The following is a 23869-nucleotide window of genomic DNA, read 5'->3' as shown; positions in this document are numbered from 1 at the left end:
TTCAATTGGACTTATACAGTTACAGTTTATTAACACAGTACTACAACAGTTTAATTTTATTTCCATATATAACTTCCTAGTTTAGATAGTAATCTACTATATATTTTAGTATGATAATTCGTAGGGATTTTGCATATTATTTAGGAGGTTCACAAACAGAATGAGCTTACTTTCTATAGATAAATTAGGCCATAGCTTTGGCGATCGTACATTATTTAAAGATGTTTCTTTCCGACTGTTAGCCGGCGAACACGTTGGGTTAGTTGGGGCAAATGGCGTCGGAAAATCAACGATGATGAATATTATTACAGGTCAATTAATTCATGATACAGGCCGCGTTGAATGGACGCCAGGCGTACAATATGGCTACCTTGATCAACATACTGTATTATCGAGAGGAAAAACCATTCGTGACGTATTAAGAGATGCTTTCCTTCCTCTTTTTGAGCAGGAAAAGGCGCTGAATGAAGTAACGGAAAAGATGGCGACCGCTACACCTGAGGAATTGGAAACACTGCTTGAAGAAATGGGCATCATTCAAGATAAATTAGAAGCAGGCGGTTTTTATAATCTTGATATAAAAATTGAAGATGCAGCTCGTGGTTTAGGACTAGACGCTATTGGCCTTGACCGTGATGTTTCTGCACTAAGCGGCGGACAGCGTACAAAAGTTTTATTAGCAAAACTATTACTAGAACAACCTGAAGTTTTACTATTGGACGAACCAACGAACTACTTAGATGTTGAACATATTCGTTGGCTAAGCAGCTATTTAAAAGAATATCCACATGCGTTTCTATTAATTTCGCATGATACAGAGTTTATGAATGGTGTTGTTGATGTCATTTTCCATCTAGAATTTTCAAAATTAACACGTTATACTGCGACTTATGAAAAATTTCTAGAGCTTGCAGAAATCAACAAAAATCAACATATTAATGCCTATGAAAAACAAAAAGAGTTTATTAAAAAGCAAGAAGACTTCATCGCGAAAAATAAAGCGCGCTACTCAACAACTGGTCGTGCGAAAAGCCGTCAAAAGCAATTGGACAGAATCGAGAGAATTGATCGCCCTGAAACAGCGATGAAACCAACATTCGATTTTAAAGAATCACGTGCTAGCAGCCGCTATGTATTTGAAGGGGAAAATTTAGAAATTGGCTATGACCGCCCTCTTCTACCAAACCTGACAATGAATATTGAACGCGGGGAAAAAATTGCTGTAGTTGGTTGTAATGGTGTTGGTAAATCGACATTATTAAAAACGATTCTTGGTAAAATTGAGCCGCTTAGCGGAAAAAGACAACTCGGTGACTTCTTATTCCCATCTTATTTCGAGCAAGAAGTAAAAGCTGGCAGCACAACACCGATTGATGAAGTATGGAATGCCTTCCCGCACCTAGATCAACCGCAAGTTCGCGCTATTCTCGCTCGTGTTGGTCTGAAAAACGAACATATTATGCGTCCGATGAATCAACTAAGCGGTGGAGAACAAGCGAAGGTCCGTATTTGTAAATTAATGCTCACAGAAAGCAACTGGCTTCTATTTGATGAGCCGACTAACCATTTAGATGTTGTTGCTAAAGAAGAATTAAAACGGGCGATGAAAGAATATAAAGGAACCATCCTCCTTGTCTGTCACGAGCCTGACTTCTATGAAGATTGGGTCACAAAAGTATGGGACGTAGAGGAATGGGCAAATCAATAAGTAAAAAGGGGCTGTCCATTTGATGGACAGCCCTCTTTCGTGGATAAATTGCAAAAGTTATTGATAAATGGATGATTTCAGTAGATAAAATTGAATTTGCGTTGATAAATCAGAAAAAGTCGTCGATTAAAGCGCAATCTTAAGCACGCTCAGCGACTAGTGTATAGGTTTTCGGTAATCCAATATCATGCAGCTTATGATTTGGTTCTTCTTCTAACACTTTAATGACAAGCCCTGACTGAGCGGCAGCTGTAATTAATTCCCCAATTGTCCATTTTCTTTGTACCACTTGTGCCAATGTCTCTTTTGCATCATCTGGCATATGTTTTGTAAACGCAACAGGATTTTTCTCCATTGTCGGTGTGAAGTAATTCCCCGTGACTTTATGTTTTTTACCTGTAGACGTAATCAGTTTTGTCGAAATCGGATGAAATTCATGCAGAACAAACAAACCACCCGGCTTTAGCATCGCCTTCACTTTTTCAAATAACGGATGTAGGTCAATTAAATAATGCAGAACACCAAGTTCCATTAATACAATATCTTGATTGCTGTTAAGGTGCTCTTCTTGTAAAGATAAAATATCTGAAACAACATACGTTATATCTACATTTGCAGCTGTTGCTAATTCATTAGCAAACGTTGCATTTTCTTTTGAAAAATCGACCACCTTTACATCTGCTCCTAAAAGAGAAAGTGCAACAGCTTTGACTCCATTTGACCCCATTAAATGAGTGATTTTCTTTCCCTTCACGTCATGCAAATATTTATAAAATGGATGTAAGCGCCACTTTGGATTTTGCATAATCTTTTCAGCAAGCTCTGTTGGCTCGCCGTATCGATTCACTAAAGCGATGTAATTATTCTGATTCCACGCTTGTTCATTTTTGGCTGTAAATCCTTGCTGCTCTTTCATTAAATAGTCGTGGATTTCTTTCTCATAAGCGGCCATTTCTTCATCATATAAATAACTATACAGAGAACGGCACCAAAGCTCCTGATTATCGAAACGATACGAAATTCGGTACGGGTCTGTTTTAATAGTTGTATTAAATAAACAACTGACCCTTATGGAAATATGATCTTGCTCCAAGTAAGCTACGGCTCGTTCCACTGTTATTTCGATATTAGACAATGAATAAGCGTGTAATGTATCACACGCTTCTTTAAACAGGTCCCATTGAACAGCTACTTCAATCTCACTATAATCATGTAAGCGGACTTGCTGAATAGCTAAAGCGGCTTGACCGATAAATTGATAAGGAATCGATGCTTCTTCAAATGCTTGCCCAATCTGTTGCACCGTATGTACATATGAAATTTCCATAAAAACCCTCCAAAGAGCACTCGTATCTATTGAACTAACGAGTGCTTAAATGCATAAATGACAGCTTGTGTACGGTCTTGTACTTCAAGCTTACTTAATATATTGCTCACATGAACTTTCGCTGTCTTTAATGCGATAAACAATTCATCTGCAATTTCTTGATTTGTTTTTCCTTGTGTCATTAATAATAAGATTTCCATTTCTCGTGCTGTTAATTGTTCATGCAATGCTTGAACTTTAGGGTGACGGAGCTTTTCCATCATTTTTCCGGTGACTTCCGGCTCAAGCACGCTTTGCCCCTGATACGTGGCCCGAACAGCATCGGCAATGTCGCTCGCTTTCGATGTTTTCAGCATATAGCTTGTTGCTCCCGCCTCTAGGGCTGGATACACTTTTTCATCGTCTAAAAAGCTTGTTACAATAATAATTTTCGCTTCTGGCCATTTTTCTAAAATAACTTTGGTCGCTTCAATCCCATCCATCTCCGGCATCACCAAGTCCATCAGGATAATATCAGGACGAAATTCAATTGCCATGTCCACTGCCGTGTGCCCATTATCCGCCTCACCTACCACTTCGATATCACTTTGTGCAGATAAATAGGCGGCTACTCCTATTCTTACCATCTCATGGTCATCGACAAACAATACTTTAATCATTTTCTTCATCTCCCACATGCATGAATGGAATTTTCACTTCCAGTCGTGTACCTTGATTGGGCACACTTACAATCTTCATCGTTCCGCCAATCTCCACGGCTCGCTCGTACATATTATGCAAACCATAAGACCCTGCTTTTGCTTCATCAACGGAAAAACCGACTCCATCATCCACAATACGCAAAATAAGCAACTCATCGCGGCTCATCAATAATACTTCAAGTGAATTCGCTTTCGCATGACGTAATGTATTGGAAACAGATTCCTGAACAATGCGAAAGAGGTGATCTTCAATACCTTTGTCTAAGATAACGGGGTCCAGTTTCCACGCAATCTCCATCGGTACTTTTTGTGTTAATTCCACGAGCAATTCCTGAATCCCTTCCTGCAATGTTTTATTATGTAAAGCAACAGGACGCAAATGTAATAATAATGCACGCATCTCAAGCTGAGATTGATGAATCATCCCTTCGACTAATTTCAACTGCTTCTTTTCTGTCGACTCGGTATCAGCATGCGATTCTGTAATGGCTGACATCAGCATCGATGCTGCAAATAATTGCTGACTAACAGAATCATGGAGCTCTCTCGCTAAGCGATTTCTCTCTCGGGAGATAATTTCTTGAATTTGTTTTTCCTGATCCACTGCTTTTTCATTGGCCATTTTTTGTGAGAGCTTCACTTGTTCATTCATTTGCTTCTGCACATGCCCAATTCGCTCAGCCATCCGCCTCAATTCTTGAAGAGAAAAGACTGGAGTTTTTTGCGATGCTCGGCCTTGCTGGAGTAAATAAAGTTGTTCATCTAGCTCCTTCCATTGGCGCTTCCAATACAAACCGGAAAAAACACCATATATAATGCCTGCTCCCATCATCATAATAGGGACAAAAATAACAAATGGAAGATCCATTACCCGTCTCTCCCACAGTAATTGCCAATGATCTAAAGGAAAAACGAGAAAAACGAGCGCTGGTACGACAATCGACAATATGAAAGAGACACCTAAAGCAGATAAAATTTGACGTGTCATCATACTCATACGCGTCTCACCTCTAAATCGCCGACGATGACTGCTGTCGTAATATGCACTTTTTGTTTAGCCTCGGTAAACTCTTCCGTTTGATAAGAGACAATTTGGTTAAAAATTCGCTCCTCATAAGCTTGATTAAAGATGGTTGCCCTTCCAGCCATAACGGAATGATGAACACGCACTTCTACTCCGTATGGAACAAGGATTTGGATATTCCCTACCAAACAGCGAATCGAAATAACCGCATCCCCTTTCGGAAGAAGTGTTTGACTTAAATCAATTATCGTATCCCCAAAACCAGTTTGGATATTCACAGGATTCCATTCGTATACCGTATTGGGCGTTTGTTGATGACCAAACCATTTATTTTGAAAAAAAACATCTACTTTCACTAGATTCTCTTTCGTCATTCCCTCATTCATTTCATTAAAGGCTGGCTTCATCCACTGCGGATTTTTTTTCGATTTATAATACATACGTAACCAATAAATCAGAAGCACCATGAGAAAGAAACGAAATACCATCATATTTAAAACGGTTGCGACCGTCATAATCATTCCAAGGATAAACGCAATTTTCCCTAATATCCGTTTGAAAAATTTCTTACCAACGAAGATGCATCCAATTGAAAAAGCGAGGGAATATAGTAAGCCGCCGCCAAAAAATGAAAGCTCGACAATCAATAACACCAGTCCAATCAGAAAAATCCAACTCATATAATCTGTTTTCATTTTATGAAACATTGGCCTTCCCTCCTTCATTTCATCAGATGTTAAAAGGCGTAGAAACCTACGCCTTTTAAGAATACCACGAGAACAATAAGAAATTGAATGGCTTTCTTATTGTTTATTTTCCTTTTCAAGCTGAGCAATGCGAGCATCAATCGTGTGACGATGATAATCAGTGTTTACCTGCTGCTCAATGCGCTCTAAATAAAGTTCCATTTCTTCAAATTTAGCTATCGGCTGCGTATAACGATCATTGGCAGATAAGACCTGGTTTATTCGATGATTAGCTCGAGCGATATTCTCCCGCCCCATTAATTCCATTCTCTTAATATGCATGTCTTTTAGCTTATGTTTCATTTCTTCATATTTTCTCTCAAGTTCCGTCAATTGCTGTGTTGCTTGTTGCAATGCTTCTTGTAAATGCAGCGCACGCTGTTCATATTGAAGACTTTCCTGCATCGCAAATTCCGTTAACTCTGCCTCACCTGCTTGTTTCGCAATCTCAGCCTGGCGCTTACGCTTTTCAGCTAGGTCTTGCGCCTCCTTATATTCCCTCGTAAACTCTGCTTGTAAAAGCGATTGACGCTCGATAAGCTTACGGACCTTCTCTGTTTCCTGCTCACATTGACGCAAGTATTGATTCAACATCGCAATCGGATTCTTCTGCTCCTTTTTATCTAATAACTCGTGAAAATCTGCCTCAACCGTTGCCTTGATTCTTGAAAATAAGCCCATATTTATTCGCTCCCTCTCTATTATTTTTTATTTAATTCTTGCCATTGTCTTTCAAAATTCATAAACGGATCCGCCTGTTCAACCACTACTTCATCCTCTTCCTTCCACTTCTTATACACAAGATACAAAATGTACGCTGCTACAAGCCCTATTACTGCCGGGAAATGAGAAATGGACACCATAAGCATAATGATTGAAAGTATTGCCCAGGAAATCTTTGCTCCTTTTGATTCAGCCTTCACATATTGCTTGAAGCCAAAGTATAAAATGACCAAGCAAAGCGCTAAGCTAATAAGCGGCCCGACATGCGCTAACACCACCATCAAAGCAATTAAGCCTACAAGGAATAAACCAAATTTTTTCATTTTCACGTCCTCCTTTCTTGTCTCTATCTTATCTAGTTTTCAAAGAGTTCATAATGAGCCTAAGCTATATTTTGGAATAAGACTTGAGGCTTAGCTTGTCATAAGACTAGTTCAATCATAAAAAAAATGTCTGATTCCTTATAAAAGAATCAGACACTTCTTAGCCTTCAACAGCAAGCCGCAGCCCCTCTGTAATTAACTCTATCAACGGCTTATCCTGACGATCAATTGCATATATAAATAAAGTAACAAGCATAAATATAGCTCGAAATCTTGCTAGTTTCTCCGTTTCATCGTCAATCTCACCATATATATCAAAAAAAGCTTCGCGTGCTTGCTTAGGGAAATAGCTGTATATAAAAGAAAGGTCGACCGCTGGATGACCGAGATGGACATCTCCCCAATCAATAATGCCTGTTAGAACACCGCTATGATCTAGTAAAACATTCCGAATATGAATATCCCCATGAACAAATGATATATGTCTGGTCTGTTTCATACCTTGTACAGAAGCCGCATAATTGAATACTAGATTAGCTTGCTCTGCATATCCTAAACGCTTAACAAGCTTAGCATTTTCCAACAGCTTAACCTTTTGGAATGGAAGGTCTAATCTTCTTCTCTGATCAAAGGTTACGCCGCATTTTGCTGCTTGGGTGACTGGCACATCGTGTAATACTTTAAGAAAACAAGCCAATTTCTGTGCAGAGGCAACCTTATCCTCCAAAGACTCTCGGTATGGTGTCCTTCCGCTTATCATTTTGTATCCTGTAAAAGAATAAGGAAAGTTCTCACTCGGTTTTCCAAAAAAAAGCGGCTCTGGAATAACTAAAGGCACTCGCCCGACAAGTGAAGGCAGCAGTTGATTTTCAACTTTCATCAGTTTCATTGCTAACTCACGACGAGGAAAGCGAAATACATACTCATTCACTTGAACAACTGTATTATCGAAGCCTTCTCCTAATAGCTGTATATCACGGATCTCTACTTCGGGGAATTGCTGATTAATTAATCGTTTCGCTTTCTCTAATGACATTGGATAATCCGCCAACCACGGCTTTTCCATTGACTCCCCCGTTGCCAAAAACCTATAAAAATCTATAAGTTCTTGTTTACTTCTTGCTTCTGCGTGTCTGCTTTTGCCGAAGCTACTCGCATTTGATGTGACACTCCACAAGCGTAAATTCGGATACAACGAATCCTACACATTAGCCGTATCTTGAAAATGATTAAACGGCTAATTTTCCAAAGTTAGCTAAATTAATAGAGGCGTTTAAATCTCTATCCATTTCTAATCCGCACTCACATTTATAGGTGCGATCAGACAGCTTTAAGTCCTTTTTGATATGTCCACAAGATGAACAGGTTTTAGATGATGGATAAAAACGGTCTACTTGCATGAATTTAATGCCATACCTTTCACATTTATATTTTATTTGGCGAATAAATTCATATAGTTTTTGATTAGCCAATGCTTTGGATAAATGACGATTCTTCATCATATCACTCACATTCAAGTCCTCCATCACTACTTTGCAAGGTTTGATTTTCACGATTGCGTTTGTAGCTTGGTGAATGTGATTGTCACGTATGTTTGTTAATCGTCTGTATAGGCGTTGTATTCGCTTTTCAATTTTTATAGTGTTGCTTGTTTTGACAAACTGGTTTTCACCTCTCTTATTCATTTCGTATTTGCGGGAAACACTACGTTGCAACCTACGCAAACGCTTCTCGGTTTTGCGTGTTTCTTTGGTTTTATTGATGTTTTTAAAGACTTGACCATCTGAGCAGACTGCTAATTCTTTTATTCCTAAGTCGATACCTAACGCATGGTCTGTTAACTCTACTTGTTCGGTCTGTTCTTCCATCCCAACAGAAATGTACCAATACTTTTTGTCATGTGTGATGCGTGGATTACTGTACTTAGCATCTATAGGTAGTTGCTCACTTGTTTTAATCCATCCTACTTTTTCAATCAGGACAAAGCTCTTTTTCACTTTTAACTTAACGTTATCATTATAGAAAGAGACTTTTGATTTCCTTCTACTTTTGAATTTTGGAAAAGCAGACTGTTTTTTAAAAAACTTTATATAAGCGTCACAAGCATCTTTGACAGCTTGTTTGGCAATATTGTTTGAAACATCATATAGCCAACTAAATTCTTTTGTTTGTTTTAATGCGGTCAACTCTTTTCTTAAATCCTTATTTGAAATGAATGTTCCGCCTTGTTCATAATTTTCTTTCTGTCTACTTAATGTCCAGTTATATGTCCAGCGGGCTGTCCCTGCTGATTTCCACAACTGTTTCTCTTGTTCTTTAGTAGGTCTTAACCTAACCCTCTTTGTCAGAATCACCATTGTCACCCCCTGCCTCTATCATAACCAAAACTACATGTAGTTGCAAGTAGTTTTGGTTATAGATACAATGAATGAAGAGGTGATACATATGAATCAATCAAGAGGGTTAAAAACAAGGACTCCACTTTCAAATGCAGTCAAAACAGAATTGTTAGTAGAATTGAAACAACTATCTGCACAAACTAAAGTTCCAATATCAAAGCTATTAGATGAAGCCATTGAGGATTTACTAATCAAGAGAAAACCTGCTAATAAATAGTAGGTTTTTATATATCTCTATAGATATTTTTTAACTGTTGTCTACCTCCTTACTTACCTTCTACGATCGTTTCTTCCTCTGGATGTACGGGAAGCGGAATCACTGCGAGAGCCTAACTGCCCCGTCGAACGACGGCCGCTGTCACTTCTTCTTGAGCCGCCGCTTCTAGCCGTACGACTCCTTTCACCCGTCGTGTCCATTCGTCTCGAGTCGCGTCCTCTTCCACTTCTTGAGTCTTCCCCACGATTTCCCCCTGTATCAACTCTTCGCGGATCACGCCCTCGTTCGTCTTGTGCTCCTTCCCTTCTTGAACTGCGTCGAGTTCGTTCTCTGTCCCCTTGTCTAGAATGACCGCGGCTTTCTGAAGAGCGCCCGCTTCTTCGACTCCTTTTTTCCTCGACTTCAGTTGGTTCGAACATCGTCACTCCTTCTATTTTTCTCCGGTCAATTTTCATAGAGATGGCAGATTCAATTTCTTCTAATTGCTTCACATCCTTTGTTGCAATAAATGTGATAGCTAAGCCGTGTTCCCCAGCTCGTCCTGTTCGTCCAATTCGGTGGATATAACTCTCTGCATCCTCTGGAATATCATAATTAAATACATGTGTGACACCTTCTACATCCAACCCCCGTGCTGCTACATCTGTCGCCACTAAATATTGCAACTTCGCTTCACGGAAGCTCTTCATCACACGCTCACGTTTAGCCTGTGAAATATCACCATGAAGTTCATCTGAAAGAAAACCTGCTTCTTTTAAAGCCTCATTCAGCTTCGATACGCGGCGCTTTGTTCGGCAAAAAATCATAGCTAAAAACGGCTGCTCTTCTCGCATTACTTTTATTAAAGTAGCTTGCTTAGCTCGGTCTGTCGTCTCAATTACAAGCTGACGAATTTGTTTAACTGTAACTTGCTCTGTTTGAACGGCAACAGTAAGAGGCGATTTCATGAATCGTTTCGCTAAATATTGCACCTGCTCTGGCATCGTTGCTGAAAAAAGAAGCGTCTGCCGCTCTGCCGGGAGATTTTCGATAATATCCTCGACTTCTGGTAAAAAGCCAATATGAAGCATTTGATCGGCCTCATCCAATACAAGTGTTTTGACTTGCGATAAATCAATTGTTCTTCTTCGCACATGGTCTAACAATCTTCCCGGTGTTGCAACCACAATGGAAATCGTTCGCTTTAGCTTTTTCAATTGCTGCTCGACATCTTGCCCTCCATACACCGCTAACGCTGTAAGATGCTCAATATCCGCAGCAAATTTCTGAACTTCTGCTGTAATTTGCAATGCAAGCTCTCTTGTTGGAGTAACAATCAATGCTTGGATATTCTCTGCCTGCACATCTAACTGTTCGATAATCGGGAGTAAAAAAGCCAACGTCTTACCTGTTCCAGTTTGAGCCTTTGCAATGACGTCTCTTCCTGCCATCACCTCTGGAATTGCTCGTTCCTGAATTGGTGTCGGCTGTTCAATTCCTTGTTTTTGTAATATGTATTCAACTGCTGGACTTATGCCAAGTTCATTAAATAATTTCATTATGTAAATGCCTACTCTCTTTAATTTTCACTTCATCGAAAGCTGTTTGTGTTAGTATATCATTTCTCCTTTGTTAAAAAACGTTCCTCATCCAATATTTTCGCTAGCTCCTCTATGAAATCAACTATTGTTCTTTCATTGTTTTTCCACTATAATTTATTATGTTTTGTATCACGAACAATCCATACATACCGAGTGTTTACTCTAAGTGAGAGTAGTGACCTCCTCCTTGCCCCAAAGCAAGGAGTTTTCTGTATATAAAAAGGAGCGAAAGCATGTTTAAACTTCAAGAACGCAACACAAATGTCAAAACGGAAGTGCTTGCTGGAATTACAACCTTCCTTACGTTGGCATACATTATTATCGTCAATCCGATGATTCTCGCAGATGCTGTTGTTCCTTTTAATCAAGCCTTTACCGCAACTATTATTGCAACTTTGGTTGGAACCTTATGCATGGCTTTCTTAGCTAATTATCCAATCGTTATTGCCCCGGCCATGGGATTAAATGCTTACTTTGCCTATTCTGTGCTTGGTACACATCATATTTCTTACATGATTGCCTTTTCAGCTGTTTTTGTGACAGGAATTATCTTCTTACTAATTTCTCTAACCTCTTTCCGTACTAGATTAATTGAAGCGATTCCTAATAATTTAAAACATGCTATTAGTGCCGGTATTGGCTTATTCATTACGTTCATCGGCTTGCGATTATCTGGTATCGTAACAAACCATGACTCTAACCTAGTAACAATCGGAAATTTTAGTGACCCTGGTGTTGCCCTAACGTTAATTGGACTTGTCATTGCCCTTGTTTTAATGACACTCAATGTACAAGGTGCTCTTTTTATCGGAATGATTATTACCGCTATTATTGCCTTTTTCACAGGTCAATTAAAGTTTACAAATGGTTTTATGTCTTTACCTAGCTTGCCTGAGGGCGTACTCGTTTACAATCCGATTCAATCCATTAGTGATGTGATTGAGTTTGGCTTATACGGAGTTATTTTCTCCTTTTTACTTGTCATGTTATTTGATACAACAGGCGCTCTACTCGGTATTATCGGTCAAGCAGGGCTACTGAAAAAAGGAAAGCTGGAAAAACCGGGTAGTGCCTTCTTTGCTGATTCAATCGGTGCAACCGTTGGCTCAATGTTTGGTACGAGCCCAACCGCTGCTTCTGTTGAATCTTCGGCTGGTGTTGGAGCTGGCGGCAAAACAGGGTTAACAGCATTAGTGGTAGCTATATTATTTGCCGTTGCCGCCTTTTTCAGTCCGCTCGTTGGCGCCGTTTCCAATGTTGCTGCTATTACATCACCAAGCTTAATTATTGTCGGTAGCTTAATGATTAGAAACATTTCAGAAATCGATTGGAAAGAGTTTGATGAAGCATTCCCTGCCTTCTTAATTATCGTAGCTATGCCGCTTACTTCTAGTATTGCAAACGGGATTGCACTTGGCTTTATCTCTTATCCAATTATGAAAATCGCAAAGGGGCAAGCTCGTAATGTCCATCCGCTCCTCTATCTTTTCGCAGTGTTATTTTTATATCATCTTATTTTCCTAGCATAATAAAAGCCGTGATCTAGATTAGTTATCCCTAAGCTAAATCACGGCTTTTTTCACCTATTCATTTGCGCTAAAAAGTCACCTAGAAGATCATCCAAACCTTCTTCTACATCCAAATGCTCCGGTTGCTCCGGCTCATTCTCTTGCACATTTTCAACGGTTGGAGCAATGACAATATCCGGCATCTCTGCAACCGCCAATTCACGCTCTGCTTCACGACGTATAGGAGTGATAGGAGGCTCAGGAACGTCTATTTCGCCGCCATTTAAGGCTGAAAGCAAGGCCGTCGTACGCATTGGATTCTCCAAAAGCTCGTAAAGAATATTACCGAGCAATGCTTCTGAATGAGCGTGCTTTAACCAATCCCGCTGCGCCTTACTTAGGCGTTGCGGCAACGGTAGCGTAACGAACTCCTTATCTTGATGCGGGCCATTCCCCACCCCAGATAAAACAAATTGAGCCACTTTACTTGAAAAATTACGCCCCTCTGTTTCTTTTAATCTTTGTAACTGTTTTAATGCATAATCTGGCGTATCTGAAGGAATACGAAAAGTAATCGCTTGTCCCCTCTTAATTTCGGCAGAGGTTAGTTTTCTCATATGGCCACCTATTTATTATTTGTAACGACTTTTTTCTTATTAGCTTCTTCACGACGATGAAAATCAGCTATAAGCTTATAATAAGCGTTAGCCATCATCCAAACGCTTTCCTTTTCATCTTCAAAGAAGTCAATATTGTACCCATCAAAACTATTATTCAACGTTTTCAAATACTCTTTTAATACAAGGGAACCACCACCAACAAAATAGCAAATTTCCGTTTGCGAATTCTTCTGCCAAACATTACGCAGATGGCGGTACTGCTTCTTAGCTAGTTCTCCTAAAATACGATCGACAATATCATGCACACTTGTTCGGCTACCACGCACCATAATATGATTGCGATCGTTTTTCTTTGTAATAATTTCAACGACATCACGACGGCTATCTAATTCTACGCCATGTTTTTTACGAATCTCTTCACGAATAGCTTCTAATGCCTCAGCAACTCCTAAGTTAAAACCTCTTGCTTTATCATCATCTACTTTTCGATTTTTGATTACAGCAATATCTGTAGATAGTCCACCGATATCCTGAATCAAAATTTGTTTATCAATTAAATCACGGTTAATAACCTTTAATTCATTATCCATAACTAGATTAATATAAGCAGCAAAGCCTTCCGGATACACTTTTACCTCGTCAAATTTAAGGTTTACCTTCATCCCCTGATATTTAGGTGTCACTAAAAATTCAACTTGATGAACGGAACCTAACAGCTTCGAACGGTAGCCAACGTCTTTTCCTTCCTTTACCTCACGAAGCGGCAAGCCTGTTCCTAGCGTATAATTAGCTTCTACTACGGATTTGTTTACTTTAAATACACCTGTACTCGCTTGCTGAACAGCATCTAATGCAAGAGCAGCAAACAGCATAACTAATGTCTGATCTTCTTCAGATTTACTACTTCCAATATCCAGCTCAGTTGGATTATCACTCTTCGTCGCTAAATAGCCAACACGATAAATCACATTATTCGCTTGGAGTGCTGGAGAATGGAGTCTAATATGAAGTCCATCTAACGGATTGTTCTCATTGAGGTCTTCAATCCCAATAATCGGACGGTCTTCAATATCTCTAGCAATCACATTTGGGATATACAATTCAGAGTCTAGCTTTCCAAAAAGCGCTTTAACGGCATCATTTCCTACGTCTATTGCGGCAACTCTAGTACTCATTCGTAAACATTCCCTTCTATGAAAATATAATCAAACTACTATTATTATAGGTAACATTTTACATATTGTCCATAAAACGTTAGACCGATTTGTATACTTTTATGTACACATCGCGCCATATCAACATGTAAACGAAGTCTGTATACATGTGTACAAGTTTACAAATTTCGTTTACATGTTTACATCTTTGTGTACATGTATACAAAAATGTAAACATGTGTACACATCTCGTATACATGCATACAAAATCTGTTTACAAGTATGCAAAAAAGTATACATCGATTAAAAATGAATCATTTGGAAAGAATAATACATGACTATATTACGAACAATGGAGGAATATTTTGATGGCTGATTCTGAACAACAATTACCGAAAACCCCGGAGCCATACTGGCTTGATTCAACTACAATTCCAACATTTGAAAAACTAGAAGAAGACTTAGAAACCGATATCGCAATTGTCGGAGGTGGTATTACAGGGATTACTACGGCTTATTTACTGACTCAACAGGGTAAGAAAGTAACACTCATTGAGGCAGGTAATATTCTCACTGGAACAACTGGACATACGACGGCAAAAATCACCGCTCAACATGGCTTAGTTTATTATAAATTAATTGAACAGCACGGCGTCGATCAAGCAAAACTCTATTATGAGGCAAATCGTGAAGCAATCGATTACATAAAGGAGTTAGTTGAAAAGCATTCCATAGATTGCGATTTTAGCTCACAGGATGCCTATGTATATGGCAACACAGAGCAATCTGTTCAACAAATCAAAAGCGAACTGTCAGCGTATAAAGAGCTTGGTATTGATGGGGAGTATGTAGATTCCATCCCCTTCTCCATCCCTTGTCAAGCAGCACTCATCATGAAAGATCAAGCTCAATTTCACCCATTAAAATACTTAACGGCGCTCATCCCTTCTATTTTAGAAAACGGAGGCGTGCTATATGAACAAACAACTGCTATGAAAATTGTCGATGACGGCAAATTAACCATTTTATTAAGAAATGGACATAAGTTATCCGCTAATAAAATCATTGTTGCTTCTCATTTTCCATTTAATGATGAAACAGGAGTATACTTTGCCCGAGTACATGTAGAACGTTCCTATATACTTGGTATTAAATTAGAAGAAGACTTCCCAAATGGAATGTACTATAGTGCTGACAGTCCTGCCCGCTCGCTTCGCTATACAGAAATGAACGGGGAAAAGCTGATTTTAGTTGGCGGCGAAAGTCATAAAACGGGTCAAGGCATGCCCACCTATCAACATTATGCTGCTCTCCAGGACTTCAGTGAGCAGTATTTAAGTGTAAAAGAAATTCCATATCGTTGGTCAGCACAAGATATCGTTACACCTGATAACCTGCCATTTGTCGGTCCTGTAACCGATGGACACCCAGATGTGCTTATTGCAACCGGTTATGCAAAATGGGGGATGACCAATGGAACAATTGCTGCAAAAATACTAGCTGATTACGTTTTAGAGCAACCAAATCGGTATGCAGAATTATATAGCCCTTCCCGTGTAAATGGCTGGGGCAATATGATAAAAGACAATCTAGATGTCGCGAAACATCTCATTGGCGGAAAACTTACTTATGCCTATACAACTCCAGAGGATTTAATGAATGATGAAGGAGCAATTATTAACTTTAACGGGCGGAAGGCAGGCTGCTATCGGGATCCCGACGGCAAGCTTCATATCGTCGATTCAACATGCACCCATATGGGCTGTGAGGTGAGTTGGAACAGTGGAGAACGCACTTGGGATTGCCCTTGTCATGGTTCACGCTATTCAATTGAAGGAGAAGTATTAGATGGACCTGCTGTCGAGCCATTGAAGAAGTTACAGAATGAATAATGCAATCCAATCTTTTTCATTTATAATGAAAGCACTGCCTAATTAAAGCAGAAAACAAGAGGAAAGATAGGATTAAACATGAACGGACAAAATCGAAAAGACATCACCCCTGGGTTATCCGTTGAAATCGTTTTAAAAGCTGACCAACGTACTGGCAAACGAACAAAGGGAATCGTAAAGGACATTTTAACAAAATCAAGCACCCACCCGCATGGAATTAAAGTCAGGCTAACAGATGGACAGGTCGGACGTGTGCAAGTGATTCATCATTAAAAAACAAAAAAGGATGAATGCATCATTCTACACGCATTCATCCTTTTTACTTTTTATTAGGTCATGTTTTCTGCAACCGTTTCGTACAATGTTTAATAGCATTTTTAAAAAGGTTGGTGACAAGAATGAATCATATCAATCCCTTTTCCACTACTTCACATCGTTCTAATCAGCAAACAGTCAAAGTAACGGGTGAAGAAACATTACAAATAGCCCCTGACCAAGCTATTATTACACTTGGCGTTGTGACCGAAAATGTAGATCCGAAAATTGCACAGCGAGAAAATTCTCAAACGATTGCACAAATTCTAGATGCTTTGAGTAAAATGGGCATCCCTGAAACCAACATCAAAACGAGTGACTATCGGATTGACCCTCAATACAATTACGTAGACGGTAAAGAGATCTTTCATAAGTACAAAGTTCTCCATATGATTCAAATCAAAACAAATGATATTGAACATGTCGGTGCAATTGTCGATACGGCTGTTAAACAAGGAGCCAATTCTGTTTCTAATATCCATTTTTCCTTGTCCAATCCAGACGCCTATTATAACCAAGCACTATCACTAGCCTTAAAAAATGCCCATAAAAAAGCTCTTACATTAACAGAGACATTAGGAACATCTTTACATCCGCTCCCCGTTCAGATTGAAGAACTATCAGCGGCTCGCCCACCTATAGTTTTGCAAGCAAGCACCTATATGAAGGAAAGTTCTACACCGACACCTTTTAAACCAGGAGAGCTCACTATTACAGCAACCGTTCGAGTTGAATATAGTTATTAGAAGACAACCGTTTTATTACCGTGAACAATCACACGGTCTTCAATATGCCATTTAACAGCACGAGCAAGCACGCGGCGTTCGATTGTACGCCCTGCTTTTTTCATATCTTCGGCTGAATCACGGTGATTCACACGGCCGATATCTTGTTCAATAATTGGACCTTCATCTAAATCATTCGTTACGTAATGAGAAGTCGCTCCAATTAGCTTTACACCACGATCGTACGCACGCTCATACGGTCTTGCACCGATGAAAGCAGGCAAGAATGAATGATGAATATTAATAATTCTATTTGGATGAGCCGCTACGAAATCTGGTGTTAGAATTTGCATATAGCGAGCTAAAATAATTAAATCAACTTCAAACACTTGCAATAATTTTAACTGCTTCTCTTCTACTTCTTTACGAATGTCTTTATTAGCTGGAATATAATAATAAGGGATTTGCAGCGCTTCAACCGTTTCTCTTGCATCTTCATGATTGCTAATAACAAGCGCAATATCTATCATTAAATCGCCGCTTTGCCACTCCCAAAGCAACTCCAATAGGCAATGCGGTTCTTTTGATACAAAAATGGCTGCTCGCTTTAAATCGCTTACATAATTAAACTTCCATTCCATTGAAAATTGGTCAGCTACTTCTTGGAATTCCTGTTCCAGCTTTTCTGCCTGCTTTTTTAAATCTGGGCATTCAAATTCAATTCTTGTAAAGAATGTGCCGCCTTCAGGATTCATGGAATACTGACTTAGTTCAACAATATTTGCATTATGCTCTTTTAGAAACGCTGTGACCGCAGCGACAATGCCTGGTCGATCTGGACACTTTATAATTAAACGACCGATATTTTCATTTTTTTTACGATATGCTCGTAATTGTTCTTGCACAAAGTTGCTCACTTTTCCCAACTACCCTTCTTTTGTTATTGATACATTATACTTCAATATGGTCATAGAGGGAAAGTAACTATACAACGTTCTTTACTGCTTGTTTATAAGAAGTGAAAGTTTAGATTTTTCTTAATTTTAGCACCACTAAAAATGGGTAGAATAGAAACAAGGAAACGACTGTCTACCATACAAACAAAATCATGTCCAAATTGCTCCTTCAACAGTCGAACGTGGAAAAAAGTCTGTATTTATGATACATATACAGGTAAAATTAAAAGAAGTATATAAATGAAAGAGGTCGAATTAGTTGGAACATAACTCTTCGAATTTTATCAGAAATATCATTAAAGAAGATTTAGAATCTGGAAAACATAATCATATCATCACACGATTCCCTCCAGAACCGAACGGCTATTTACATATCGGTCATGCTAAATCTATTATTTTAAACTTTGGTGTTGCAGATGAGTTTAACGGCAAAACGAATCTACGATTTGACGATACCAATCCAGTAAAAGAAGACATCGAATATGTAAACTCTATCAAAGAAGATGTTAAATGGCTCGGCTATGATTGGGATAACTTATTCTTTGCATCTAATTACTTTGACGAAATGTATGAAAGAGCCATTTTACTTATTAAAAAAGGCTTAGCCTACGTCGATGATTTAAATGCAGATGAAATCCGTGAATATCGCGGAACGCTAACAGAGCCGGGAAAAGATAGCCCTTATCGTACTCGTACAATTGAAGAAAACCTTGAACTATTTGAAAGAATGCGCAGCGGCGAATTTGCGAATGGGGAAAAAGTTCTTCGTGCAAAAATTGATATGGCTTCACCGAATATTAACTTACGTGACCCTGTTATTTACCGTATTAGTCATACAGAACATCATAACACAGGGAACAAGTGGTGCATTTACCCAATGTATGCATTTGCTCACCCTCTTGAAGATGCTATTGAAGGTGTTACTCACTCTATTTGTACATTAGAATTTGAAGATCAACGTCCTTTCTATGACTGGGTAGTTGAAAATTGTGAAATGCCGAGCGTGCCGCGTCAATATGAGTTCGGGCGTCTCAACTTAACAAATACCGTTATGAGTAAACGTAAGTTAAAGCAACTTGTCGATGAAAAATTCGTGGATGGCTGGGATGACCCTCGTATGCCAACCATTTCAGGGTTAAGAAGACGTGGCTATACACCGGAAGCGATTCGTGCATTTTGTCATGAAATAGGTGTAGCCAAAACATCGGGAACGGTGGACAGCCGAATGCTCGACCACTTTGTCCGTGAAGATTTAAAATTAAAAACACCGAGAACAATGGGTATTATCAAACCACTTAAAGTGGTGATCACGAACTATCCTGAGGGAGAAGTGGAATGGTTAGAAGCAGAAATCAATCCAGAAGTTCCAGAAATGGGGACTCGTCAAATTCCGTTTTCTCGTGAAATTTATATTGAACAAGATGACTTTATGGAAAATCCGCCAAAGAAATACTTCCGCCTTTTCCCAGGAAATGAGGTGCGTTTAAAGCACGCTTACTTCATTAAATGTGAAGAAGTGATTAAAGACCAAGATGGCAATGTAGTAGAACTTCATTGCACATATGATCCAGAAACAAAGAGCGGATCAGGCTTTACAGGCCGTAAAGTAAAAGGGACATTACATTGGGTAGATGCTACTCATGCTGTACCAGCTGAATTCCGTAACTATCAACCATTAATTTTAGACGAAAATGGTGAGGATGAAGAGCAAGAAGAAAAAACATTCTTAGAGTTAGTCAATCCAAAGTCATTAGAAGTTTTCCAAGGATTTGTGGAGCCAAATATGAAAGACGTTCAACCACAAGATAAATATCAATTCTTCCGTCATGGTTACTATAATGTCGATCCGAAGCTTTCAACAGCTGACCACATCGTCTTTAACCAAATTGTTGAATTAAAAAGCTCATTTAAAATCTAAGTGCGTAAGAAAAGGAACCTGTTTGTCAGCAGGTTCCTTATTTATTCTTCTGATTTCGTGGGAAGTTCATTTCAAACCGCGTTTTTTTATTTTCCTCACTCGTTACTTTAATTGTTCCTTGATGAGTCTCTACAATCCATTTCGCAATCGATAAACCAAGTCCAGAGCCTTCATTAGCTGTACGCGATTGCTCCACTTGATAAAAACGATCAAAAATCTTTGAAATGCCAGCCTTCGGAATGCCTTGCCCATTATCTTCAACTACAAGCTGAATGAAAGAAGCATTTTTCGTACAAGAAAGATGAATGTCACAGCCTTCATGAGTAAACTTTAACGCATTATCAATTAAAATAACGAGCAATTGATGAATACGTTCTTTATCACCTAGAAAAACAATCTGCTCTGGTACATATTTCGTCATCATTTTTTCCTGAAAAGATGCAATATCTGCATAATGTTCGACAATTTCTGTAATCAACTCATCTAAAAAGAAATTTGCTTTTTTCACTTCCAGTTGATTAGAGTCTGTTCTCGTCAATGTCAGTAATCCGTTCACTAATTTATTTAAGCGTCGTACTTCTTTGGAAATGATTGAAACATCGACCGCTTTTTCTTGAATCGTGGCATTTGGTGATTGAAAGAGCAAATCGGTTCTTGATTGGATAACGGCAAGTGGTGTACGAATTTCATGAGAAGCATCAGAAACAAAGCGTTGTTGTTGTTCCCATGATTTTTTTATGGGGATAAGTGCCCTTCCTGCCAAAAAGTAACCTGCTGCAATAGCCACTAAACTGCCTAAACCACCGCCCACTAACAAAATCATAAATAATTGATCAAGCATCACCCGCTCCGCGTCCACATTTCGAATAAATTGGATGATCACTTTTCCATACTCTGTATCTACCTTTGTAGACAAGGCACGATACGTTGCTCCTTGAACCCGAATCTCTTCAATTTCATCAAATCGGGCTGGATAAAACTGATCTTCATTTACTTTAAAGAAGTTATCATGGCTTAATTGAGGCTCTAAAATTGTCTGTTCAGGACCCCAAATAATCACACTCGGACCAGGTCCTAATAAAAACTCTCCCGGAGGCAACTTTAACCTTCCGCGATCCATTTGCTGCAGAAGCGATTCATCGACTTCACGATATACTTGTGTTTCTGTATAAAAGTAAATAATCCTGCTTAATAGAATAATAATAATAATAAAAACAATCGAATTTAAAATCGTTAAACGAAGCCGTGTCTTTTGAAACATATTCGTCCCCTTAAGCTTGGTTTAGCATATAGCCGACTCCTCGAACCGTTTGAATATCTTTATGATACTGACATGGTTCAAGTTTTTTCCGCAAATGATGTACAAACACTTCAACGATGGCAATAGTCGTATCCGAGTCAAACCCCCAAATACGATCAAAAATTTGTTCACGAGTCAAAATTTTCCCCTTGTTTTGAATTAAATATTCAAGTAATTCATACTGTTTCATCGTCAACTTAATCGAATCGCCATCTACGAGAATGTCCTTTTCTTTTCCCCGTAGTTCGATGCCGCGATACGTAATGTTCGCTTCTAATGATAGAATACCACTTCTCCTTAAAAGCGCGCGAATCCTCGCTTTCAATTCAGGGGCTTGGAATGGCTTTACTAAATAATCATCGCCGCCCATTTCTAATCCTCGTACGCGATCTTCTAATCCATCCTTCGCTGTTAAAAAAAGAACGCTCGTATTAATCTTCTCTTTCCGCATTCGTTGAACAATTTTGAATCCGTCCATCCCCGGCAGCATTACATCTAAAAGAATCACATCGTAAATATTTTGCTGTGCCATAAATAAACCATCATCGCCATTGTCCGCTGCATCTACTTCATACTCATCGGCTAAAATTTGTTTAATCGATTCTAGCAGTGCAGCATTATCTTCTACGACTAATACCTTCAACATGATTTCTCCTCCTCACAAGTTTGCCAACAGATACTGTGACATTATTGTAGCTCTTCCCCTATACAAAAGAAAGCAGACTAGCTAAAGCCTGCTTACCGATTAATAAAGTGAAACTGACCAAGGCACTTTCGCTTTTCTAATTCCAATTTCCTTTGTCCGCTCCGAAACTGACACAAGCATAATGTTCATAATGCCAATTCCACCAACAAGCAATGAAATACTCGCTATCCCTCCAAGCATCAACGTCATCGTATCCGAAACAGAACTTATCGTTCCCATTTTTTCATAAACAAGCGCCTTTCAACATTCCCTCGTTGAACAGAGTATCCCATAAAATTCTTAAGTTTTCCTTAAAGGAATCACTTTATATTAATTACCTTTATCATACGATTATGTAGTAGAAACCTAGATATAATGCTAGATTAACAGGTGTATAAAATGGTTGGGCTATTACTGGGGATTACATGCTGCCTTCAGGTTTTGATGGATTCTTCTACAGCATTAGTTACTTAGTTGCCTATCTTGTTGTACGATATATTGTATTTCTATTTGTACATGATTGCCCAGCTTGTTAGTGCAGGCACACTTATAAAATTATTACTAAGTATTGAGTATCCATACACTGTAATAAAGAAAGGGGTCCGTTATTTCAACGGAGCCCCTTTCTCACTTTGTTTTCTTCTATTATATTTAATCATTAATTGATTCATTACTTCTGCAAAAATAATCCCCATCGCAATTGCTCCAGCCAGCATACATACTTTCGCAGCCAATTGAACAGCCACATTGTAATCATTTTCAACAAAATGCTTCATCGCATCATAAGACAAGCCGCCCGGCACAAGCGGAATAATGCCTGCAATGGTAAAAATAATAATGGGCATTTTATATCTTTTTGCAAAAAACTGACTAATAACCCCAACAACAAAAGCTGCCACTAAAGTAGCAAAAATACTATCATATTCTATCTCAACCAGTCCATAATATAAAACCCACCCAATCATACCAACAAGCCCGCATTTTATTAAAGACTGCTTTGGAGCATTAAAGAGAACACCAAAAGCAGCCGAGGCAATAAAACTAGTTATAACCTGTTCAAACACCCTTTCCCTCCTCATAGAATAACGAAAGCAACGGCAATTCCCGCTCCAATTGCTAAAGCAGTTAAGCCTGCATCGGCTCCCTTCGCTAAACCTGAAACTAAATGCCCGGCAATTAAATCTCGAGCAGCATTTGTAATTAACAGCCCTGGTACAAGCGGCATCACAGCGCCGATAATAATTTTATCTAACTCACTACCAAGACCTATGTACATAAACCCAAACGCTGCTACACCAATTACAAAAGAAGCAATAAATTCAGCAAAGAATCTTACTTCTAATAGTCGATGTAAATGAAGTAAACACGCAAATCCTAACCCGCCAGCTATGCAAGCCCAAATAAAATCATTCCACTGTCCATTAAACATAATAGTAAAGCAGCCACTTGAAATAAACGCTGCAAAAATTTGAATCCAAAGAGGGTAAGCTACATTCGCTTTCTCCAATTCCTTCAGTTTGATATAGGCTTCTCTTACTGTTAACTCCTTATTCGTAACACTCCTTGAAATGCTATTAACTAACGTTACCTTATGTAAATCTGTCGAGCGATGAGAGATTCGAATTACTTTAGAAATGGGATAATCACCATCTAGAGAGAAAATAATCCCCGTTGGCGTTGAAAAGCTTTGAGACTCCTTACATCCAAATGCAGATGCAATCCGAATCATCGTATCTTCTACTCGATATGTCTCCGCCCCATTCTCAAGCATAATCTTTCCTGCTAATAAACATACATCTATAATGCTGTTCAAACTTCTCTGATCTTCCATCTAATCTCTCCATCATATAATTATCCATTATTATATACAAAGCTCTCTACATCATAACGTATATTTGCAATTGATAAAATAAAAAAAGAACCAACACTTCTTCAAAGAGGCTGATTCTTTATTATTATTAGACAAAAAAAATAACCCTTATTAGGATTAATGTATTACTTCTTAACTATAAAAATGGCTCCGCAGGTAGGACTCGAACCTACGACCG

General features: G+C 38.8%; 23 protein-coding genes and 2 pseudogenes. 8 read left to right on the top strand and 17 right to left on the bottom strand.

The window, feature by feature from the left end:
- The first annotated feature begins 160 nt into the window (after positions 1-160).
- Positions 161-1708: an ABC-F family ATP-binding cassette domain-containing protein gene (locus V7068_RS06895; protein ID WP_252292268.1), complete on the top strand. Its 1548-nt coding sequence runs from the start codon at positions 161-163 to the stop codon at positions 1706-1708.
- Between the two features lie 139 nt (positions 1709-1847).
- On the opposite strand, the gene V7068_RS06890 is transcribed toward V7068_RS06895, so the two are convergent.
- The 8 genes from V7068_RS06890 to V7068_RS06855 all read right to left on the bottom strand — a co-directional run bounded on the left by V7068_RS06890 (position 1848) and on the right by V7068_RS06855 (position 8906).
- A complete protein-coding gene (locus V7068_RS06890) occupies positions 1848-3035 on the bottom strand; it encodes a class I SAM-dependent methyltransferase (protein ID WP_499711761.1) in 1188 nt (395 codons plus the stop codon).
- A 26-nt stretch (positions 3036-3061) separates the two neighbouring features.
- Positions 3062-3694: a response regulator gene (locus tag V7068_RS06885; protein WP_499711759.1), complete on the bottom strand. Its 633-nt coding sequence runs from the start codon at positions 3692-3694 to the stop codon at positions 3062-3064.
- On the bottom strand, positions 3687-4733 hold the full coding sequence (locus V7068_RS06880) for a sensor histidine kinase (RefSeq protein ID WP_499711757.1): 1047 nt from the start codon (positions 4731-4733) through the stop codon (positions 3687-3689). Before V7068_RS06880 ends, V7068_RS06885 begins: the two co-directional genes overlap by 8 nt.
- Positions 4730-5467, bottom strand: a complete 738-nt coding sequence (gene liaF, locus V7068_RS06875; protein ID WP_499711755.1) for a cell wall-active antibiotics response protein LiaF — start codon at positions 5465-5467, stop codon at positions 4730-4732. The genes V7068_RS06880 and liaF overlap by 4 nt, the downstream gene beginning before the upstream one ends.
- Before the next feature lie 96 nt (positions 5468-5563).
- Complete coding sequence (locus V7068_RS06870) at positions 5564-6187, bottom strand: PspA/IM30 family protein (RefSeq protein ID WP_499711753.1); 624 nt, start codon at positions 6185-6187, stop codon at positions 5564-5566.
- Between the two features lie 20 nt (positions 6188-6207).
- On the bottom strand, positions 6208-6552 hold the full coding sequence (locus V7068_RS06865) for a lmo0954 family membrane protein (RefSeq protein WP_127762302.1): 345 nt from the start codon (positions 6550-6552) through the stop codon (positions 6208-6210).
- A gap of 160 nt (positions 6553-6712) precedes the next feature.
- Entirely contained in the window at positions 6713-7618 is a 906-nt protein-coding gene (locus V7068_RS06860; protein ID WP_499711751.1) for a phosphotransferase, read from the bottom strand.
- Between the two features lie 163 nt (positions 7619-7781).
- Positions 7782-8906 carry an RNA-guided endonuclease InsQ/TnpB family protein gene (locus tag V7068_RS06855; RefSeq protein WP_499711788.1) on the bottom strand — a complete coding sequence of 375 codons (1125 nt, stop codon included), beginning with the start codon at positions 8904-8906 and terminating at the stop codon, positions 7782-7784.
- 91 nt (positions 8907-8997) lie between these two features.
- Between V7068_RS06855 and V7068_RS06850 the strand changes: the two genes are divergently transcribed.
- Positions 8998-9168: a ribbon-helix-helix domain-containing protein gene (locus V7068_RS06850; protein WP_499711749.1), complete on the top strand. Its 171-nt coding sequence runs from the start codon at positions 8998-9000 to the stop codon at positions 9166-9168.
- A 53-nt stretch (positions 9169-9221) separates the two neighbouring features.
- On the opposite strand, the gene V7068_RS06845 is transcribed toward V7068_RS06850, so the two are convergent.
- On the bottom strand, positions 9222-10706 hold the full coding sequence (locus V7068_RS06845; protein ID WP_499711747.1) for a DEAD/DEAH box helicase: 1485 nt from the start codon (positions 10704-10706) through the stop codon (positions 9222-9224).
- Positions 10707-10981: 275 nt separating this feature from the next.
- On the opposite strand from V7068_RS06845, the gene V7068_RS06840 reads away from it, so the two are divergent.
- A complete protein-coding gene (locus V7068_RS06840; RefSeq protein WP_499711745.1) occupies positions 10982-12277 on the top strand; it encodes an NCS2 family permease in 1296 nt (431 codons plus the stop codon).
- A 50-nt stretch (positions 12278-12327) separates the two neighbouring features.
- Here V7068_RS06840 and V7068_RS06835 read toward each other — a convergent pair whose 3' ends face one another.
- Both V7068_RS06835 and V7068_RS06830 read right to left on the bottom strand, forming a co-directional pair.
- Positions 12328-12873, bottom strand: coding sequence for a hypothetical protein (locus V7068_RS06835; RefSeq protein WP_499711743.1), 546 nt, complete (start codon positions 12871-12873; stop codon positions 12328-12330).
- A gap of 8 nt (positions 12874-12881) precedes the next feature.
- Positions 12882-14051 carry a ParM/StbA family protein gene (locus V7068_RS06830; RefSeq protein WP_127762307.1) on the bottom strand — a complete coding sequence of 390 codons (1170 nt, stop codon included), beginning with the start codon at positions 14049-14051 and terminating at the stop codon, positions 12882-12884.
- A gap of 347 nt (positions 14052-14398) precedes the next feature.
- Here V7068_RS06830 and V7068_RS06825 point away from each other — a divergent pair, with 347 nt between their 5' ends.
- The 3 genes from V7068_RS06825 to V7068_RS06815 all read left to right on the top strand — a co-directional run bounded on the left by V7068_RS06825 (position 14399) and on the right by V7068_RS06815 (position 16983).
- Positions 14399-15922 carry an FAD-dependent oxidoreductase gene (locus V7068_RS06825; RefSeq protein ID WP_499711740.1) on the top strand — a complete coding sequence of 508 codons (1524 nt, stop codon included), beginning with the start codon at positions 14399-14401 and terminating at the stop codon, positions 15920-15922.
- A 78-nt stretch (positions 15923-16000) separates the two neighbouring features.
- Positions 16001-16195 carry a YwbE family protein gene (locus tag V7068_RS06820; RefSeq protein WP_127762309.1) on the top strand — a complete coding sequence of 65 codons (195 nt, stop codon included), beginning with the start codon at positions 16001-16003 and terminating at the stop codon, positions 16193-16195.
- Positions 16196-16320: 125 nt separating this feature from the next.
- Complete coding sequence (locus tag V7068_RS06815; RefSeq protein ID WP_499711738.1) at positions 16321-16983, top strand: SIMPL domain-containing protein; 663 nt, start codon at positions 16321-16323, stop codon at positions 16981-16983.
- On the opposite strand, the gene purU is transcribed toward V7068_RS06815, so the two are convergent.
- Positions 16980-17879, bottom strand: a complete 900-nt coding sequence (purU, locus tag V7068_RS06810) for a formyltetrahydrofolate deformylase (protein WP_499711736.1) — start codon at positions 17877-17879, stop codon at positions 16980-16982. The two genes, V7068_RS06815 and purU, sit on opposite strands and share 4 nt — an antisense overlap.
- 298 nt (positions 17880-18177) lie before the next feature.
- Between purU and V7068_RS06805 the strand changes: the two genes are divergently transcribed.
- Positions 18178-19836 carry a glutamine--tRNA ligase/YqeY domain fusion protein gene (locus V7068_RS06805; protein ID WP_499711734.1) on the top strand — a complete coding sequence of 553 codons (1659 nt, stop codon included), beginning with the start codon at positions 18178-18180 and terminating at the stop codon, positions 19834-19836.
- Between the two features lie 37 nt (positions 19837-19873).
- Here the strand turns inward: V7068_RS06805 and V7068_RS06800 are convergent, their stop codons facing one another.
- The 3 genes and pseudogenes from V7068_RS06800 to V7068_RS06790 all read right to left on the bottom strand — a co-directional run.
- Positions 19874-21097: a sensor histidine kinase gene (locus V7068_RS06800; protein ID WP_499711732.1), complete on the bottom strand. Its 1224-nt coding sequence runs from the start codon at positions 21095-21097 to the stop codon at positions 19874-19876.
- 10 nt (positions 21098-21107) lie between these two features.
- Positions 21108-21779: a response regulator transcription factor gene (locus tag V7068_RS06795; protein WP_499711786.1), complete on the bottom strand. Its 672-nt coding sequence runs from the start codon at positions 21777-21779 to the stop codon at positions 21108-21110.
- Between the two features lie 132 nt (positions 21780-21911).
- Positions 21912-22025 (bottom strand): annotated as a pseudogene (locus V7068_RS06790) (FtsX-like permease family protein); the annotation flags it as partial.
- Positions 22026-22219: 194 nt separating this feature from the next.
- Here V7068_RS06790 and V7068_RS06785 point away from each other — a divergent pair.
- A pseudogene (locus V7068_RS06785) lies at positions 22220-22424 on the top strand (cation acetate symporter); the annotation flags it as partial.
- A gap of 2 nt (positions 22425-22426) precedes the next feature.
- Here the strand turns inward: V7068_RS06785 and V7068_RS06780 are convergent.
- A complete protein-coding gene (locus V7068_RS06780) occupies positions 22427-22885 on the bottom strand; it encodes a threonine/serine exporter family protein (protein ID WP_499711730.1) in 459 nt (152 codons plus the stop codon).
- Positions 22886-22896: 11 nt separating this feature from the next.
- Entirely contained in the window at positions 22897-23652 is a 756-nt protein-coding gene (locus V7068_RS06775; protein ID WP_499711728.1) for a threonine/serine exporter family protein, read from the bottom strand.
- Positions 23653-23869 lie beyond the last annotated feature (217 nt).

Source organism: Bacillus sp. JJ634, from assembly GCF_036962285.1.
Taxonomy (GTDB): Bacteria; Bacillota; Bacilli; order Bacillales; family DSM-1321; genus Peribacillus; species Peribacillus asahii_A.
This window is presented reverse-complemented; position numbering and strand designations above follow the sequence as displayed.